At 58.3% G+C, this 17096-nt stretch carries 14 protein-coding genes; 8 read left to right on the top strand and 6 right to left on the bottom strand.

The window, feature by feature from the left end:
* Window positions 1-29 precede the first annotated feature (29 nt).
* A complete protein-coding gene (locus tag ACIPL2_RS18930) occupies window positions 30-1358 on the top strand; it encodes an SDR family oxidoreductase (RefSeq protein ID WP_401358642.1) in 1329 nt (442 codons plus the stop codon).
* A 264-nt stretch (window positions 1359-1622) separates the two neighbouring features.
* Window positions 1623-2606: an MDR family oxidoreductase gene (locus tag ACIPL2_RS18925; RefSeq protein WP_401358527.1), complete on the top strand. Its 984-nt coding sequence runs from the start codon at window positions 1623-1625 to the stop codon at window positions 2604-2606.
* Window positions 2607-2749: 143 nt separating this feature from the next.
* Here ACIPL2_RS18925 and ACIPL2_RS18920 read toward each other — a convergent pair whose 3' ends face one another.
* The 4 genes from ACIPL2_RS18920 to ACIPL2_RS18905 all read right to left on the bottom strand — a co-directional run bounded on the left by ACIPL2_RS18920 (window position 2750) and on the right by ACIPL2_RS18905 (window position 7655).
* Window positions 2750-4363, bottom strand: coding sequence for a GMC family oxidoreductase (locus ACIPL2_RS18920; RefSeq protein WP_401358526.1), 1614 nt, complete (start codon window positions 4361-4363; stop codon window positions 2750-2752).
* Between the two features lie 69 nt (window positions 4364-4432).
* Window positions 4433-5254, bottom strand: coding sequence for a sugar phosphate isomerase/epimerase family protein (locus tag ACIPL2_RS18915; protein ID WP_401358525.1), 822 nt, complete (start codon window positions 5252-5254; stop codon window positions 4433-4435).
* Between the two features lie 342 nt (window positions 5255-5596).
* On the bottom strand, window positions 5597-6619 hold the full coding sequence (locus ACIPL2_RS18910; protein ID WP_401358524.1) for a glycoside hydrolase family 3 N-terminal domain-containing protein: 1023 nt from the start codon (window positions 6617-6619) through the stop codon (window positions 5597-5599).
* A complete protein-coding gene (locus tag ACIPL2_RS18905; RefSeq protein WP_401358523.1) occupies window positions 6606-7655 on the bottom strand; it encodes a glycoside hydrolase family 3 N-terminal domain-containing protein in 1050 nt (349 codons plus the stop codon). Before ACIPL2_RS18905 ends, ACIPL2_RS18910 begins: the two co-directional genes overlap by 14 nt.
* A gap of 151 nt (window positions 7656-7806) precedes the next feature.
* On the opposite strand from ACIPL2_RS18905, the gene ACIPL2_RS18900 reads away from it, so the two are divergent.
* Window positions 7807-8577, top strand: coding sequence for a DeoR/GlpR family DNA-binding transcription regulator (locus tag ACIPL2_RS18900; RefSeq protein ID WP_401358522.1), 771 nt, complete (start codon window positions 7807-7809; stop codon window positions 8575-8577).
* 10 nt (window positions 8578-8587) lie between these two features.
* Here ACIPL2_RS18900 and ACIPL2_RS18895 read toward each other — a convergent pair whose 3' ends face one another.
* Window positions 8588-9757 (bottom strand): Gfo/Idh/MocA family protein, encoded by a 1170-nt coding sequence (locus ACIPL2_RS18895; RefSeq protein WP_401358521.1) that lies wholly within the window; start codon window positions 9755-9757, stop codon window positions 8588-8590.
* Window positions 9758-10122: 365 nt separating this feature from the next.
* On the opposite strand from ACIPL2_RS18895, the gene ACIPL2_RS18890 reads away from it, so the two are divergent.
* Window positions 10123-10989, top strand: a complete 867-nt coding sequence (locus tag ACIPL2_RS18890; protein WP_401358520.1) for an XRE family transcriptional regulator — start codon at window positions 10123-10125, stop codon at window positions 10987-10989.
* 94 nt (window positions 10990-11083) lie between these two features.
* Here ACIPL2_RS18890 and ACIPL2_RS18885 read toward each other — a convergent pair whose 3' ends face one another.
* A complete protein-coding gene (locus ACIPL2_RS18885; RefSeq protein WP_401358518.1) occupies window positions 11084-12265 on the bottom strand; it encodes a thiamine pyrophosphate-dependent enzyme in 1182 nt (393 codons plus the stop codon).
* 718 nt (window positions 12266-12983) lie between these two features.
* Between ACIPL2_RS18885 and ACIPL2_RS18880 the strand changes: the two genes are divergently transcribed.
* The 4 genes from ACIPL2_RS18880 (at window position 12984) to ACIPL2_RS18865 (ending at window position 17069) form a co-directional block, all read left to right on the top strand.
* Complete coding sequence (locus ACIPL2_RS18880) at window positions 12984-14015, top strand: PotD/PotF family extracellular solute-binding protein (protein WP_401358517.1); 1032 nt, start codon at window positions 12984-12986, stop codon at window positions 14013-14015.
* Window positions 14016-14225: 210 nt separating this feature from the next.
* On the top strand, window positions 14226-15161 hold the full coding sequence (locus ACIPL2_RS18875) for an ABC transporter permease (protein WP_401358516.1): 936 nt from the start codon (window positions 14226-14228) through the stop codon (window positions 15159-15161).
* 31 nt (window positions 15162-15192) lie between these two features.
* Window positions 15193-15984, top strand: a complete 792-nt coding sequence (locus ACIPL2_RS18870) for an ABC transporter permease (protein WP_401358514.1) — start codon at window positions 15193-15195, stop codon at window positions 15982-15984.
* 5 nt (window positions 15985-15989) lie between these two features.
* On the top strand, window positions 15990-17069 hold the full coding sequence (locus ACIPL2_RS18865; RefSeq protein WP_401358512.1) for an ABC transporter ATP-binding protein: 1080 nt from the start codon (window positions 15990-15992) through the stop codon (window positions 17067-17069).
* The last annotated feature ends 27 nt before the right edge of the window (window positions 17070-17096 follow it).

The following is a 17096-nucleotide window of genomic DNA, read 5'->3' as shown; positions in this document are numbered from 1 at the left end:
GCAACACCAGCGAACCTGAGGACGTGATCATGATCCACTCATTAACCGGTATGAAGCCAGGCGAGCGTTATGCCGTCGAAAGCCTCGAAGGCAGTCGTGATTTTCCGGGTTTCTTTCTCGATGGAAAGTATTACCTGAAACCCGAATTAATGACCGCCGTCGGATGGCTCGAGGGTCAACAGTTTCTGTATGACGAACTGGATCCTGCTGGTAAACCGGTCTTTCCCAATCGGGTTGTGGGGACCATCGAAGACCTGACATTGACCCTGGCCGATGGAGCGCGCCTGAAGGTCAACCAGGTGCGCTATAACGCCGAGGCCGATCCTCCCACACAAGGGATCAATGCCACCCCTGACCTTTACCGTCGCCCGGCATCCGGGCCGCTCTGCCACAAACTGGTGGTCATCACCGGGGCCTCGAGCGGCATCGGTCGTGCGGCGGCACAGGCGTTCGCCAGCCAGGGTGCCCGCCTGGTGCTCGCTGCTCGTGATGAAGCCGCGCTTGCCGACGTCGTCGAAGAATGTGCCGCACGCGGTGCCACCGCCCTACCCGTACGAACCGATGTGACGAGCAGCGAACACATGCGCGCGTTGGCCGATCAAGCCGCCGCTTTTGGTGGTGGCCGCATCGACATCTGGATCAACAATGCCGGTGTCGGTGCGGTGGGCAATTTCGAGGAAACACCTCTTGAAGCTCATGAGCAGGTATTGCAAACGGACCTGCTCGGTTACCTGCGCGGCGCCTATGTGGCCTGGCCATATTTCAAGGCGCAACAATGCGGCATTTTGATCAATACCCTTTCACTCGGAAGCTGGGTCGCACAACCCTATGCAGCCGCTTACTCGGCCAGCAAATACGGGTTGCGCGGTTTGAGCGAGGCGTTACGCGGTGAGCTGACTGACTATCCCGATATCCATGTCTGCGACATTTACCCAGCCGTCATGGACACACCCGGGTTTCGTGACGGCGGTAATTTCACCGGTCATGCGCTCAAGCCGCCGCCACCCATTTATGATCCGCATCTCGTCGCCCAAGCGATGGTTGCCTGCGCGTTACGGCCGAGGCCAAGTACCACCGTCGGAGGTGCCGCGACGTTGGCGCGACTGGCGCATTTTTTGCTGCCCGGCTTTCCCTTTCTGTATGGATGGCTGACGCGTATGGGCCTGGAACACAGTCCCCAGTCGGCATCCTCATCAGGCAATCTGTTCGCGCCGCCCAACGGTCAACGTCGCGTTGAAGGTGGCTGGCGTGCAGCCAGGCAGAGGCCTTCGCTGCTACTGGCCGTCGGCGCAACCCTGTTACTGGGCGGAGCGCTGATCGCGCTTAATCGTCGTGGACGGCGAGAGCGTGCTCACTGAAGAAAGGATTTTTGGGTATCACCGAAGGCAAAACAGCTGCCAGGTCGCGCTGGCAGCTGGAGCGTTGCTTACTTTTTGAAGAATCATCCGTCACTCCCCAGTCATCCAACGGTCGGTCTGACTGGATTGACTTTATAGACGATCAGTCTAATATCGGCGATATGACAATTCGCTGCTGCATTTTCATCAACGGATCTATGGCGGACTACCCCGCCAATTTTTTTTGGCCCATTTAAAGACGATCGGTCTAATAGAGGAAATCCTATGTTCAGCGGCATTTTGATTGATAACACCGACGGCACTCACCTCGCCAGAATCACCGACCTGGAGACGTCACAACTTCCAGCCGGCGACGTCACCGTGCGTGTGACTTACAGCACGTTGAATTACAAAGATGCACTGGCCATCACGGGGAAAGGCCCGGTCGTTCGCAAGTTTCCAATGGTGCCCGGCATCGATCTGGTGGGGACGGTTGAAGACAGCAGCAACCCCGACTTCAAAGTGGGTGACGATGTGCTACTCAACGGTTGGGGCGTCGGTGAAGCACATTGGGGCGGTCTCGCTCAAAAGGCTCGGGTCAATGGCGACTGGCTTATTCCACTGCCCAGGGGGTTCACCGCCCAACAAGCCATGGCGATTGGCACAGCAGGTTATACAGCGATGCTCTCGGTGCTCGCCCTGGAGCGCAACGGCGTGACGCCGGATAAAGCCGAAGTCCTGGTGACCGGGGCCAATGGTGGCGTCGGTAGTTTCGCTATCGCTCTCCTCGCTGGCTTGGGCTACACCGTGGTGGCTTCAACCGGTCGCCTCGAAGAAGCGGAATACCTGAAGAGACTCGGCGCCTCGGAGATCATTGATCGCTCGATTTTAAGCGGGCCAGGTCGGCCACTGGCGAAAGAACGCTGGGCAGGTGCCATCGACTCAGTGGGAAGCCATACCTTGGCCAACGTCTGTGCCAGCACACGCTATGGAGGCACTGTTGCGGCCTGCGGACTTGCACAAGGGATGGACTTACCCGCTAGCGTCGCCCCGTTCATTTTGCGGGGTGTGACGCTAGCGGGGATCGACAGCGTGATGCGTCCTCGCAGGGATCGCATCGCTGCCTGGGATCGTCTTGCACGAGATCTGGATCTCTCCATTCTGAAAGAAATAACCCGCGAAATTGGTTTGGGCGAAGTCGCTCAGACGGCCAATCAATTGCTCGCGGGCGAAGTACGTGGACGCGTGGTGGTTGATGTGAATCGTTGATTCAATTGCCGTGGACACCAGCGGCTTTTGTCCCAATGACAGGCCGAATTGAACGTCTGAGCCCTGCCCTTGGGCATGACTGTCCGACTGAGCTCGGCAGTAACAGGTGATGCACCGGTTACTGCCCTGCCTTGATCAAAGGTTTATTGAACGCTGGCCGGACGGCGGTCCATTCGACCGCCTTTTATCAGGTCGGCCGCCTTCTCTCCGATCATGATGCAGACCGAATTAGGGTTACCTGAAATCAGCGTCGGCATGATCGATGCGTCAGCGACGCGCAGCCCCTCCATGCCATGCACCTTGAGATCCGGAGCCACCACCGAACCCTCATCCACACCCATGCGGCAGGTACCCGAAGGATGCAGCGCGGCATGAGCTTCTTCGTGGCAGAACTTCTTCATGGCCTCTCGAGACGTGACCGCTGCGTCCGGCACATGGCGCTTCGCAAGATAGGGTTTGAAAGCGGCCTGGGACATGATTTCCTCGCCCACCAGGCAGCCATCCACCAGGCTTTCAATGTCATAGGGATCGGAAAAGTAGTTGGGCACGATACGCGGAGGCGACATCGGATCTGCTGAATACAGTTCGACATAACCTCTGGACCTGGGACGGATCTGCCCCAGGTTCAAGGTGCAGCCATTGCCCCCGGGAACCGAATCGACGCCCTCTTCAATGCCCGCGCCAACGACCATGAAATACTGGATATCCGGATTGGTTGCAGCTTTATCTCCCCACCAGAAAGCCCCACCTTCAATCAGGTTGGACGCCGCCGGGCCTTGTCTGAAGAGGGCGTACTGCAAGCCCGCCATCATTTTCCAATGCAGCTTCTTGTACTTGTCGTAACTGTGCGGCCCCGTCAGCTCATAGACGAGCGACACTTCGATATGGTCCTGAAGGTTCTGGCCCACGCCGGGCAAATCCTTGATCACGTTGATGCCATGCTTTTCAAGTTGCGCGGCAGGACCGATGCCCGACAACATTAACAAGCGTGGTGAATTGATGGCGCCGGCCGACAGCACAATCTCCTTTTCGGCGTGCATGACCTGACGCACGCCGTTCTCGATGTATTCAACACCAATGGCTTTGTTTCCCTGCGTCAGGATACGAATCACGCGACAACCCGTCTTCACCGTCAGGTTCTTGCGCGACTTGGCGGGCGCCAGGTAGGCCACGGCCGCACTGCTGCGAAACCCATTTTTAGCGGTGATTTGATAGAGCCCGCAGCCCTCAGGTTTTCCCGAGTTGAAGTCCTCGTTGTATGGCAGGCCGTACTGCTGGCAAGCACGAAGCCACACTTTGGTCAGTGGATGGATATTGATCGGGTCAGAAACGCCGAGCGGTCCGCCAACGCCATGCGCGTCGTTACAGAAGCGCTCGTTGTCCTCGGCTTTTTTGAAGTAAGGCAAAACGTCTTTATAGGACCAGCCCGTTGCCCCTTGCTCGACCCAGCCGTCGTAGTCGGCAGGTACGCCGCGTATGTAAATCATAGCATTGACCGAGCTCCCGCCACCCAGCACGCTGGCCTGGACCATGGTCGGCGTTTCAGTCCGACGTTGATCTTCCGTGGGCTCCCACGCATAGCGCTTGAGCAGCGGCCCTTGCGCCGTTTTATAGTAGGCGCCGGGAATATGGATGTAGGGGTTGCGGTCACGCGGCCCCTCTTCAAAAAGAACCACGGACGCAGACGCATCTTCGCTGAGTCTCGATGCCACCGTGCAGCCTGTCGAGCCGCCTCCGATTACGATGAAATCCACCATGACGACCTAATGCCTTTTATGAGGTACACATTGTAAGAACGGGGGTTTTAAATCCGGGCGAAAGGCGCTTTAACCGCTCACCAGTCTGGTCAACAGCGCCTTCAGATCTTTCGCGACCTCATAACTGTTTTGTTGCTGCTGTTTTTTACAAAACAGCTCACAGCTCCACCATCCGTCGTAACCCGTAGCCTTCACCGCGGCCGTCCACTCGGCAAGGTTCAAGATCCCCTTTCCCGTCGGTACGTCGCGCAGTATTTCTTCATTGGGAATTCCGCCGTCAAACGGCAGCGAATCACACACGTGCACGCCGTAGATAACGTCTTTGTTCATGCGCGCGATGTCTTCGGGCTTAACGCCGGACGTGAAGCAATGCCAGTAGTCGATCACCATTTTCACGTTGTCACGTTCGGTGCGATCAATCAGCTGCAGTTGGTGCGCCAGCGTATTCAGTGGCGTCCATGACAATGCTTCAAGGTAAAGCAGCACGTCGTATTGCTTGGCCAGGTCGGCGAGCAGCGCCAGGTTGCGGGCAGTCAATGCATATTGTTCAGACTCGTCCAGCCCCAGCAAACCACTGTAATAAGCGCTCTTGCCGTGCTGCTGGTAATCGATCACCGCTTGAACGTTGATGGGCCCGGTGAGCACTTGAACGCCCTTGGCGCCGACCAGTTGGGCCAAATGAAAAAGCCGTTCAGCCTCTTTCAGCAAATCATCGAGTTCCGCACCCTGGCGTTCGATATCCCGCAGGTAACCGATGCCTGTGACGGGAATATCCATGAGCAACGCTTGCAGTTCCGGCTCCGAATAACCGGCCTGCAAATACGCTTCCAGTTTGCCGCTGTAGATCTCCAGCGCATCGAATCCGACAGCCTTTGCAATGTCGATGTCCATGGCCAGCGTCGAATGTTTTGCGACTGTGGAATGCAGGGCCAGGATGTTGTTTTGAGAGTTCATATAAAGCTCCTACCGTTGATTTCCAGTGTAGAGAAATAGGGCTCCGGAAGTGATTTCGCACTCGCAGGAAATGCGGCGCAACCTGACGCAGTGGCTGCGTCAGGTTTCGATAGTTTGTTAAGAGGTCACCCTATCCGCGACCAACCTGTGGGAGCGGGCTTGCTCGCGAATGCGATATGTCATCCAGCAATGATGTTGAATGACCCAACGCATTCGCGAGCAAGCCCGCTCCCACATTTCTTCTGCGTCGAACACACATCTACGGCATGGGCACGGGCGTTACGAAACAGAATTCCCAAGGCGATTGGCCAATGCAGAAACGGCTTTCGCAGCGGCATCCAGTCGCTCCAGCGGCAAGATCCCCTGAGCGACCCCCAGCGTGATTGCGCGGACAATCTGCGCAATCTCAGGCATCGCCTTTGCGGAGATCAGTAACAGATCCGCCCCGGCATTCAGCGCCGCAACCGCCACCTCACCCAGCGATGAGTTCCGGAGTGTGGAGCGGTGGTCCAGGTCGATGGTCATGACCAATCCCTTGAACCCCAGTTCATGTCGCAACAAACCGATGAGTTCTGGTGAAACGGAGGCCGCAACGGGCGGCTCGCAGGCCGCGAAAATGGCCGGCCCCATCATCACCGCGTCCGCGCCTGCATTCACCCCGGCTTGAAACGCGGGCCAATAGGCACGTAGCTGATCCAGCGACTCGGCAACCACCGCCTCCTCGATTGACGGTTGGCGCAGCAACGCGGGATGTCCGGGAAAATGCTTCAGGGTGCTCGCCATCCCGGCGCGCCGCACTCCGCGCACATAGGCACCGACCATGGCGGCGGTCCGGTCTACGTCATCGGAAAGCGTTCGCCCCTGTAGCCACACATTGGTGCCAGCCACCACATCGGCTGTCGGCGACAGGAGCAGATTGATGCCGGCCTTTCGCACCGCTGTTGCCACCTGAAAACACGCCTCTTCAAGCTCGACAATCCCCATGGCTCGGGCCCGTTCGGGTTCCGGAAGCGCGGGCGCTATGCCCTGTAAACGGTGAACGGCTGAGATGTCGGCATCGGCCGCCAACAGCAGCGGCCCGCCGAGTTCTTTTGCCGTGCCGGTGAACCGTTGCCACTGTTCCAGCGTTTCCGATTGCAGGCGGCTCGCGCTCATTTTGCCGCTGGCATACTCCTGCGCCGTCTCGCCGAACAACAGACTGCGCCCGCCACTGCCGAGAAATCTGCGCACGCCGTCGTTCATGTCCAGATCGAGCAAAACCGGAAAAAGCACGCTGTATGCCTTGCTTTCAATTGAACTCATGATCAATCCCGCTGGAGGTGTGCTGGGCGTTATTGGCCGCAGCCAGTTCACGAACCTTGAAGGCAGCGTCCAACAGAACCTGACGGTCCAGAACACCTGCATGAACAGCCGCCACAATGGCGTCAGCAATGGCATCAAGGCCCGACTCGCTGGACACGAGCAGCAGATGGGCGCCGGCCGCCAGCGAAGCGACTGCCGTGTCCGTGATGGCGTTGCCCCTGAGGATAGAGACTGCGTCCAAGTCATCCGAAATGATCAAGCCTTTGAATCCGAGGGTGTCACGCAAAACCCCGATGACCCTGGATGAAGTCGACGCGGAATGTTCAGGGTCGATGGCAGGAAAAACCGCAGGCCCTGGCATCACCGCTTGCACACCCGTAGCGATGACTTCCTTGAACACTTCGAGGTTGTCATGAAGCAACTCCAGCGGTCCGGGTACGGTGGCTTCAGCGATGGCCGGATCCGCCTCGGTAACGTAGTGACCGGGAAAGTGTTTAGCCGTGGCAATGACGCCAGCGCGTTGCACCCCACGGATAAACGCACAGGACACCCGACTGACTTCAACAGGATCTTCGCCCAGATGCCGGTTGTGCAGCCAGGGGTTGGCGCCGGTGACCACATCGACGATCGGCGCCAGGAAAAGATTGACGCCCAGGCCGCGCGCCACACGGGCCATTTCAAAACAGCGTTGCTCGATGTCCTGTGACCCAAGGTCCTTGAATTGTTCTCTCGATGCGACTGCCGGGACCAATTGGTGAAGGCGTTCGATACCGCCGAGCTCCTGATCCACTGCGATCAGCACCGGCGCACCGGCCAATGACGCCGCTTCCCGAATGATGGTGACAAAGTCGGCCCGTGTTTCGGCGCCCTTGCGCTCGGGACTCATGTCTCTGCTGACGTACTCATCGCGGGTCTCGCCCAGCAAAATGGATACGCCGCCGCGGCTCAGATAACGCCGGACAGTGTCGTCCAGGCGCAAATCGCCGAACGCGGGAAGCAGTACCGAATACGCAGCTCTGTGCAGTTCGCTTGACATCGCTTTTCCTCAACACCGTTGTTTTGAGCAGAACGCTCAACTTTATTGACGCGTGACGGAGTGCCACGCATGATACCGATCAACTTCGAGCACAACACAAACCAAAATATGCTCGTTTATGCTCGCATTACGCAAGGAATACTTTAAACCAATGCTCACTCATGAAGCTTTCCCCGGTGAACGGCAGAACCTGATCGCGCAACGGCTGGCGACTCATGGCCGGGTTCTGGCGGGCGATCTGGCCCAGGAATTCAACGTTTCCGAGCACTCGATCCGGCGAGACCTGGCGGCGCTGGCGGAAGCGGGAATCTGCAAGCGCGTGTACGGCGGCGCTATCTCCGTGGCGCCCGTGCGCGGCGACGACGATGCGCAAAGCCAACAGGTTGACCGCAAGCACTCGCTCGGGCTGGCCGCTGCTGCGCTGATCAAATCCGGGCAACACATCTTCATGGATGGCGGCACCACCAACGCCTCCATTTCGAGCGCAATCGATCACAATCTTGCAGTTTCGATCACGACAAACTCCCCGGCGATCGCAATCGAATTGGAAAAGCTGCCATTAGCCGATGTGATCCTGCTCGGTGGACGCCTGCACAAAGCGACCGGCAGCACCGTCGGCCTGACGGCCATTCAGCAGTTGTCAAATTTCAATTTCGACCTGTGCTTTCTGGGCGCCTGTGCCATTGACGCCATCAAAGGCGTGACGGCGTTTGACATGGACGATGCAGAATTCAAGCGCACCGTTGTTTCCCGCAGCGGGCAAATTGTGGTCGCCGTGACCAATGAAAAGCTGTCGAGCATCGCGCATTATCAGGTGGCGTCATGCGAGGAGCTGGGTGTGCTGGTGGTGGAAAAAGACGCCCCTGCTGAACGACTGGGCCCCATCCAGGCCAAGGTGTCGAACATCGTCGTCGCCTCTTGATCGACATGATTTACCGTTCCGGGAAAGGCACCCAGGCACGCCGCTGACTGGACTCGACACACGCCTGGGACAGCAACACGCCGCGCACGCCCTCGTGAATATCCGGTAACGGCACGGTGGTTGCGGTGCGCCAATCCACCCCGGCATCGAGTGCGTCGGCGAAGTCCGCATACAGAACGGCCAGCGCCTCCAGATAACCTTCCGTATTGCCTGGCGGCAGACTGGTGAAGGTCAATGTTTGAGCGGCGTTGTCGCCTTGGCCGCGGCGATAGATTCGGTCGGCGCCGTCAATGGGCGTAAACAGCAGCGTTTCCGGTGATTCCTGGCACCACTCGATGGAAGCCTTGCTGCCGACGATCTTGAAACGCAATCCATTGCGATGACCCGGTGCCGCGAAACTGGCCCACAACAAGCCATCGACACCGCCCTCGAACTCCAGTTGCACCACACAGGTGTCGTCCAATCCCCAGCCGGGTACAACCGTGCTCAACTTCGCGTGCAGATTCGTGCAGCGTCGCCCGGACAGGAACTCAAGCATGTTGAAGGCATGTGTGCCGACATCGCCCAAAGCGCCGGTGGGGCCGGCCTTTTCAGGATCGCCACGCCACGCAAGGCTTTTGCTCAGTCCCTCGACGCCGGGCGCCAACCATTCCAGCAGGTACTCGACATACAGGAAGCGCACATCACCCAGTTCGCCGGCCTGGATACGGCTGCGAGCATCCCTGACCATGGGATAACCTTGATAGGTGTACGTCACTGCGAAAAAAGTGTTGTGGCGGTCGGCAATGCTCGCCAGCTCGTAGGCCTCTTGCGGATGATTGACCAACGGCTTGTCGCAGATCACCGGGATGCCGGCCTGTAGGAAGAGCCGACACGGTTCAAAATGCAGGTGATTGGGCGTCACGATGACGACCGCCTCGATCGGGTCCGGCCGCCGCGACTCGGCAGCCGCCATCTGCGCGAACGACAGATAAATCCGGTCTTCCTCGAGGTTGAACGCCGCCCCGGCCTCACGGCATTTTCCCGCGTCCGAGGAGAAGGCACCGGCGACAATATCGAAGCGATTGCACAGGCGCATGGCAGCACGATGGTAACTGGCAAAATAAGCGCCTTGCCCACCGCCCACCATGCCGACCTTGAAGCGCCTTTGCCCTGGAATATCGCTGGTTAACCTTGCCATAGCTTAAAGCCTCCAATAGCTGTCAACAGGGTGTTACCCCGGAAAAATCAATGTGTTACTGATTTGGGATCACGAGTAACTTCGGATCTTTCAAGTGGCCTGCCAGGCGATGATTCCAACGCGTTTATCTCTGTCGAAAATCGCGCAAAACCGCTTACAATCTGACGCAGCCGCGTATTGAAAAGTTATGAAGCCAACACGGCATGAAACATGCTTGATTACATTGAAAATATTTTAAGTTATTGAGTTTATAACGGTTATGCGAAAGGTTATTTCGATAACTACTCTATAACTTGTATAACCACCGCCTCATCCGAACTGACCAGATCGAGATAACAATGCCCAGTCGAGGAGACCCGCCTCCAATGTCGTTAACTGCCGCCACCTCGCACCCCGAGCGACAGCAGGTTCGCAGCGACTTGCAGGCCAACGTGCAAAAGAACCTCAGTACACTTGTCGAGTCGTGCCGGTCAGTTGCAGACATGTGCCGCAAGGTTGATGTCAATCGCCAGCAGTTCAACAAATACCTGGTGGGCCAGCACGTCCCTTCACAGAAGATTCTTCAGAAAATCGGTCGTTACTTCATGATGGAAGCCGAGGATCTTTTCCGGCCGCCCGCCGAGTTCAAGAAGTTCTACGAAGGCTATGAAAACGAATTGCCGACGGACTTGCGTGCCTCGGCGCAATTCAATCATTTCCTGCCATTGGCAAAACAGTCGGCCGATTTACTTGAAGACTATCTGGGCGTCTATTACCGCTATCACAACTCCTCGATCTACAAGGGCAGAATCCTGCGCTCGGTCACTTGCCTTTATCGCGCCGACTCACTGGTCCAGTACGTCACGGTAGAACGCTTTCCCTTGCTGGATGGCAGCGGGAAAATCGGCTACTCGTTCACTTATCACGGTTTTTGCCTGCTCCTCGGGGACCGCCTGTTCCTGGTGGACTTTGAAGGCAAGCAACGTAACGAGATGACGTTCTCGATTCTGACTCCGCAGCATCGCCGACCGATCCGCTTCCTCTATGGGTTGGTCACCGGGGTGGCCTCTTCTTCATTCCGCCAGCCCTTCTCCACCCGCATGGCACTGGGGCTCGTGGACAAAGGCAAGATCCGCAAACACCATCTGCGCAACGCAACCGCCGTGCTGCCCAGCGATCAATCCTTGCCGCTGGAAGTGCGCGAATACATGACCGGCGATAACGCCACGATCGTCTGGGGCGGTCAGGACTAGGGCGACCGGAAGACCGCCTCGTCAATGGTCAGCCCTTGTGAGAGTGCCCGTCGATGATGATCGGCGGCGCCTCAACGACCGTCAGACGGCTTGATCAATTGCCTCGCGCACCGCGCACCGTAATCACTTCTACCAACGACGGCCCTTTGCTGTTCAGCGCCTTGATAAACGTTGGATTGAGTTGCGACGCATGTTCGACTCGCCAGGCATCCAGACCGAAATTGCGCGCGACGCCGGCGAAATCGGGCGAATAGGGTTTGCCGTCCGGCAGGTTGAACTCACCGGCGCGGTGCTGTTCGACCGCAGGGGTTTGCACATCGCTCAATGACACGTACCCGCTGTTGTTGAACACCAGGAAGACCACGGGAATGCTGTGCATCACGCACACCGCCATCTCCTGCATCGACTGCAAGAAATCCCCGCCCCGCACGGCACAGACCACCTGGCGCGCCGGCATGGCGAGCTTGGCGCCGATCGCCGCTGGCACCGCCCAACCCATCGTGCCGACAGTGCCGGCGCAGAGACAAGTGCCGGGAAGATTGGCCGGGAACATCTCGTTGACGATGGCCTGAATGCTCCCCGCACCGACCAGCACAATCGCCTCCTTTTCCAGGACCGCCCGCAGTTCGGCCAAAGCCCGCTGGACATTCAAAGGCGGGATGTCGCTGGTGCTGTCTTCGATCCCAGGCGCTGCTCGATCCTGACACACAGTGTCGATTTTCAGTCGCGGGTCTGCCCGTTGCACTTCACTGGTCGCACGCAACGTGGCGGGCGCCAGGTTGACGTCCATCGAGGCGCTCTGGACCGCCGCCGGAATATCCAGGCTGACCGGACCGACGCGGTCACTGAACATCGTATCGAACGCCTGACGCAGGAACTCCGGCAGTTGTTCAATCTGTGCGACGCGCACCTGTTCTTTCGTGATGCCGCTGGACGCAGCGGCCGGCCGGACACCGTTGCATTGAGTATCGCCGCCACTGATCACCAGCATGGCCGATGCCTGCGCCGACGCCGCCGCGATCCCGCCAAGCGCTTTCGAAAGGCCCAGCGGTTCCGCAAGCAAAACAGCCATGGGACGACCGCAGGCACGAAAGTAACCGTCGGCAAGGTGCACGCCGCTTTGCTCCTGCATGACTTGTATGAACGGGATATCCGTGCCGGCGGTCAGCAACGCGTCCACCAGGGACCATGAGCCGTCACCCGGCATTCCCGCCACGTAGTCGACACCGTTCGCTTTCAGAGCTTTCGCAATAATCTGGCCACCAGTGAGTTTCACAAGACACTCCAATCAATCAGGCGCAGGGGCGAATGCACCTGGCCCCGTCTCAGGATCGTCAATGGAGTATTCGCCCGCGACCGGAATGGCTCAATTTCGCACCCGGGGCAAAAGAGACGCACGTTGACGCAGATGAGCAACGCTGCTCACCCGCTCAGGGAGAACTATCGTCAGGGAGCATCAGCTGCGCCGATTCGGTCACTTTGATGCGTCAGAGTGCGTCGCTTTTATAAGCGCTGCGAAATTGAGTGCTGTGCCTGCCAGGCCAATACTCGATCCATGAAAACAACAAGCCGAGCCTATCAAGCGCTGGGCGCGCCGCTTCGGTTCCTGACCTTGCAACACGAGGAACGCAGCACGCAGCCCAGCCAAGGAAGAGTCAATCGGACCAGTGGAGACCCACTGCGCAATGCCCTTTCTACCGGGCATTCACGTGCAGCCAACCTCCCCAGCTGGATGGAAACACTGCTGGCCATAACACTGCCGATGTCCATGACTGCATACACAAGGATGTGCCCGGCAACACTCGCCGAGCCACAGCCATTGCACGTTGCTGATCGTTTGTTCACCACCACCCTAGGCAGGAACTCGAAATGAAAAAAGAAACAGAGACGGGTTATGGACTCACCGGCATTGACCTGGATTCGATCAGCTTGAAGCCCGCACATTTTTGCTGGGGGCTGCCGCTTCGGCCGCAGGGTTGTACTTCGGTTCATTCGTGCCCAGCGCATTTGCCGCCGCAGGCCACCTGGAGATTCTTGGCTGGGAAGGTGAAACCGGTGACGCCGAGTTGGCCGACTGGCGCAAGCAGCGTGGCATCACCGTACGTTCCAGCTACGCCAGCAACCAGGACGACATTACGGCGCGGTTGGCCGGCTCCGATCCGGTGCAGCTCGACCTGACCATGTACGCGCTGGGTTACGAGACCATCTATCAGGAAATGGGCCTGCTCAAGGCCATCGATACGTCGAAGATCCCCAACTATTCGGCGGAAAATACCGTCCCGCTGTTCTATAAAGGCAGCCGCTGGTACTGGGATGGCAAACAGTGGGGCGTGCCGCTTTTGTGGGGCATGAACACGATTGTCTACAACCCTAAACGCGTCAACAAACCTCTCGAATACAAGGACCTGCTGGATCCTAAACTGAAGGGCAAGCTGACCTTCGTTGATGACGGCACGTCGAATTGGTCACTCATCGCGATCATTGCCGGCTACGGCGACAAGTTCCCCAACCTGACCCGTGCCGAATTCGACGATGCGTTCGAGAAACTCAAACCGTACCGTGATCAGTGCCGGGTCTTTGCGGCCTCCTCGGGAGATGCGGTTTCCCTGCTGGTGTCGGGCGAAGTGGACGTGGTGTTTTCGGCGTCAGCCAACACGCCTAGCGAGACCAGGAAGCGCGGCGTAGAAACGGCACTGTCGGTTCCCAAAGAAGGCGCAGCCCTGTGGTGCGATGCCTTGTTCATCCCGAAAACGGCAAAGGATGTTCCGCTGGCGCTGGAGTTCATCAACAAGACGCTCGAGGCTGATACGCAAGCCAAGATGGCCACGACCATGTTCTCCGGCGTGGTCAACACCAAAGCCGTGCCGCTGCTGCCCGCCGAGCTGAGAAGCACCTTCGACTACGCCAACCTGGACAGCTTTTTCGAGAAATCGAAACTCTACGGCCAGCCGCCCCTGAGCTCCGATAAGTATGTGACCTATGCTGAATGGATTGATCAGTGGGCGAACTTTAAAGGCTCGTTCTAGAGCTGTCGGCAAGCTGGTATTGAAAGGACTGTTTGAGGGAACTGTACCGGAGGGTGCGTGTTTGCAAACGCGCGCTTCTCTGCTCGATGGAGGCGATGGAATGGCCTGTCGATGCCGTTCGTACGGTTCTGCAAGAGCACACGCCATACCGTGCATGCGCTCGCCAAGGCGCCCTCGTCATCGAAACAAAAAAGCAAAGGCAAACTCATCATGAACGTAGTCAACAACAGCGAACCCATCATTCTTGACGAAAGGGATTCGCAGGCCGGTAAACGCGTGAAAATCGACAAAAAAACCCTGAGCGGGTATTGGCTGGCGTCGCCTCCACTGTTCTTCCTGGTGGTGTTCTTTCTCATTCCGTCGGTGCTGCTGCTGGTCGCGAGTTTCTGGACCGCCAAGACCTTCAGCATGGAGCCCGCCGCAACGCTGGCCAATTATGCGAAGGCACTGAGTGCCACCGGGTTTTATGACTCGCTCTGGATCGCGCTGCAGAACGGTTTCTGGACCGCCGTGCTCTCGACGGTCATCAGCGCTCCGGTCGCCTACTACATTGTGTATCGGACACGCTCCAACGCCGTGCTGTACCTGGCCTTGATTTCGTGGTTCTCCAGCTATCTGGTGCGGGTCTACGCCTGGCGCTCGATCCTGGGCACCAACGGCGTGATCAACTCGACGCTGTTGCACCTCGGGCTGGTCGATCAACCACTGGACTGGCTGGTGTTCAGCAAGTTCGCGGTGGTGCTGACCCTGGTCCACATCATGCTGCCCTTCACCCTGCTGCTGTTGGTCTCGGGCTTGCGCGATATCAAGAAGGACTACCTGGAAGCCGCTGCCGATCTGGGTGCAAGCGGCACCACCATCTTGTGGCGCGTGATCATGCCGATGGCACACAAGAGCATCGTCAGCTCGTTCATGTTCACGTTCGTCCTCGCCGCCAGTGACTACGTCACGCCTCAATTGTTGGGCGGTCGAGACGCGATGACCACGGGCCTGGTGATCGCCAACCAGTTCCGTTCGGTCGGCAACTGGCCGCTGGGTGCGGCGATGGCTTACCTGCTGCTGATTGTCTTCATGCTGGTTTATGCGCTGCTGCTGGGCGTGCTACGGGCGGCCAACCTGGCGCCTGGCAAACGCTACCACGACTGAATGCCGCCAATAAAAATGCAAGGTGACCGCCATGATCAGACTCTTCACTTACGTTTACATGCTCTTCCTCTACGCGCCCATCGCAATTATTGCGTTGTTCAGCTTTCACTCGTCGGCCTCGTTGTCGTTTCCGTTCGAAGGCTTTTCCACCCAATGGTATGAAGCGCTGTTCAGCAGCTCGGACTTCATGACGGCCCTGACCAACAGCGCGATCGTCGCCGCGGGCTCGGCCATTCTCACCACGCTGCTGGGCACGTTCTCGGCACTGGCGCTGATGCGCATGAAAGGTCGCGTCAAAACCGTGTTTGCCTTCATGAACTTCGCCCCTATCGCCCTGCCCGGATTGTTCCTGGGCATCGCGCTGGTGATTTTCTTCTCGCTGATCGGCCTGCCGCGCTCGCTGCTGACCGTGATCATCGGCCACACGCTGTTCACCTTTCCGTTTTTCGTCGAGTCCGTGCGTTCACGCCTGGAATACTTCGATCTCTCGTTCGAAGAAGCGGCACGTGACCTGGGCGCCTCGCCGCTCAAGGCGTTCTGGCTGGTGACGCTGCCAATCATCGGCCCGACGATCGCCGGTGCCGCGATTCTGGCGGTAGCGCTTTCCATGGACGAATTCCTGATCACCGTGTTCGTCACCGGCAGCGACACCACGTTGCCCCTCATGATCCTTTCGATGATGCGCCGCGCCGTCAGCCCAACCATCAATGCCGCCTCGGTATTCATGCTGGTCGTGACCATCGCCATCATTGTCATTGCCGGCCTGGTCATGACCTTGCGCCGTCGCCGCCTCGAACTTGAACGTGCAGAAACTGCAGAGTAATCGCCATGACCAACAGCATTGAACTGACCGGAATATCCAAAAGCTACGGCAATCTGACTGCCCTTGGCAAAGTCGACCTGACCGTCAAGCGCAACGAAATCCTGACGCTGCTGGGCCCAAGCGGCTGCGGCAAAACCACCCTGATGCGCATCATCGCCGGCTTCGAAGAACCCACCACCGGCAAAGTCGTGATCGACGGAAAGGACTCTACGTCCCTGGCGCCTGAACACCGTCCGGTGAACATGGTATTCCAGAAATACGCGCTGTTCCCGCACCTGGACGTCTTCGACAACGTGGCTTTCGGGCTGCGCCTGAAGAAGAAACCGAAAGACGAAATCAAGCGCGAGGTGACCAAGGCGCTGGAACTGGTGCAGTTGGAAAGCTTCAAGAATCGCTGGATTTCCGAGCTCAGTGGCGGGCAGGCGCAACGCGTCGCGCTGGCCCGGGCACTGGTGAATCGCCCCGCCGTGCTGCTGCTCGACGAACCGCTGGCGGCGCTGGACCTGAAGATTCGCCACCACATGCTCAACGAGATCAAGCGGATCCACGAAGAGACCTCGACCACATTCGTTTATGTCACCCATGACCAGGACGAAGCGATGATTCTGTCCGACCGTGTCGTGCTACTGAACAAGGGTGGCATCGAGCAGATCGGCGGGCCGCAAGAAATGTACTGGTCGCCACGGACGTTGTTCGCCGCGAAATTTTTTGGTGATACCAATATCGTCAACGGCACTTACGGGCCGGGCGATGCCAGCGGCGGCTATGTCGATCTGCCGTTCGGTCGCTACGCGCACACCGCCAAGAACAGCCTGGGCGCCGGGCCGGTGAATGTCTCGATCCGCCCGGAAACCATTGGCCTTGAGCCTGCTCTGGGCACTCCACTGGCTGAAGGCGCCTTTGTCGGCAAGGTGAAGGACACGTCGTTCATCGGCAATCGGGTCATCTACCGAGTCGCGGTGGCTGGCGGCACCCTCGACCTCAAATGCCAACAGTTGCCGACGCCTGGCAGCCACGCGCTGCCGCCTGGATCGGATGTGGCGCTCACCTGTAAACCCGACAGTTTTGTGGTGATGCCGGCCTGATTGCCGGTCGTCCACCTTCCCCTGTAG

The sequence above is a fragment of the Pseudomonas sp. NPDC086251 genome, from assembly GCF_044746405.1.
Classification (GTDB): Bacteria; Pseudomonadota; Gammaproteobacteria; order Pseudomonadales; family Pseudomonadaceae; genus Aquipseudomonas.
The sequence above is the reverse complement of the archived record's forward strand: the minus strand, read 5'-3'. Positions and strand labels throughout refer to the sequence as shown.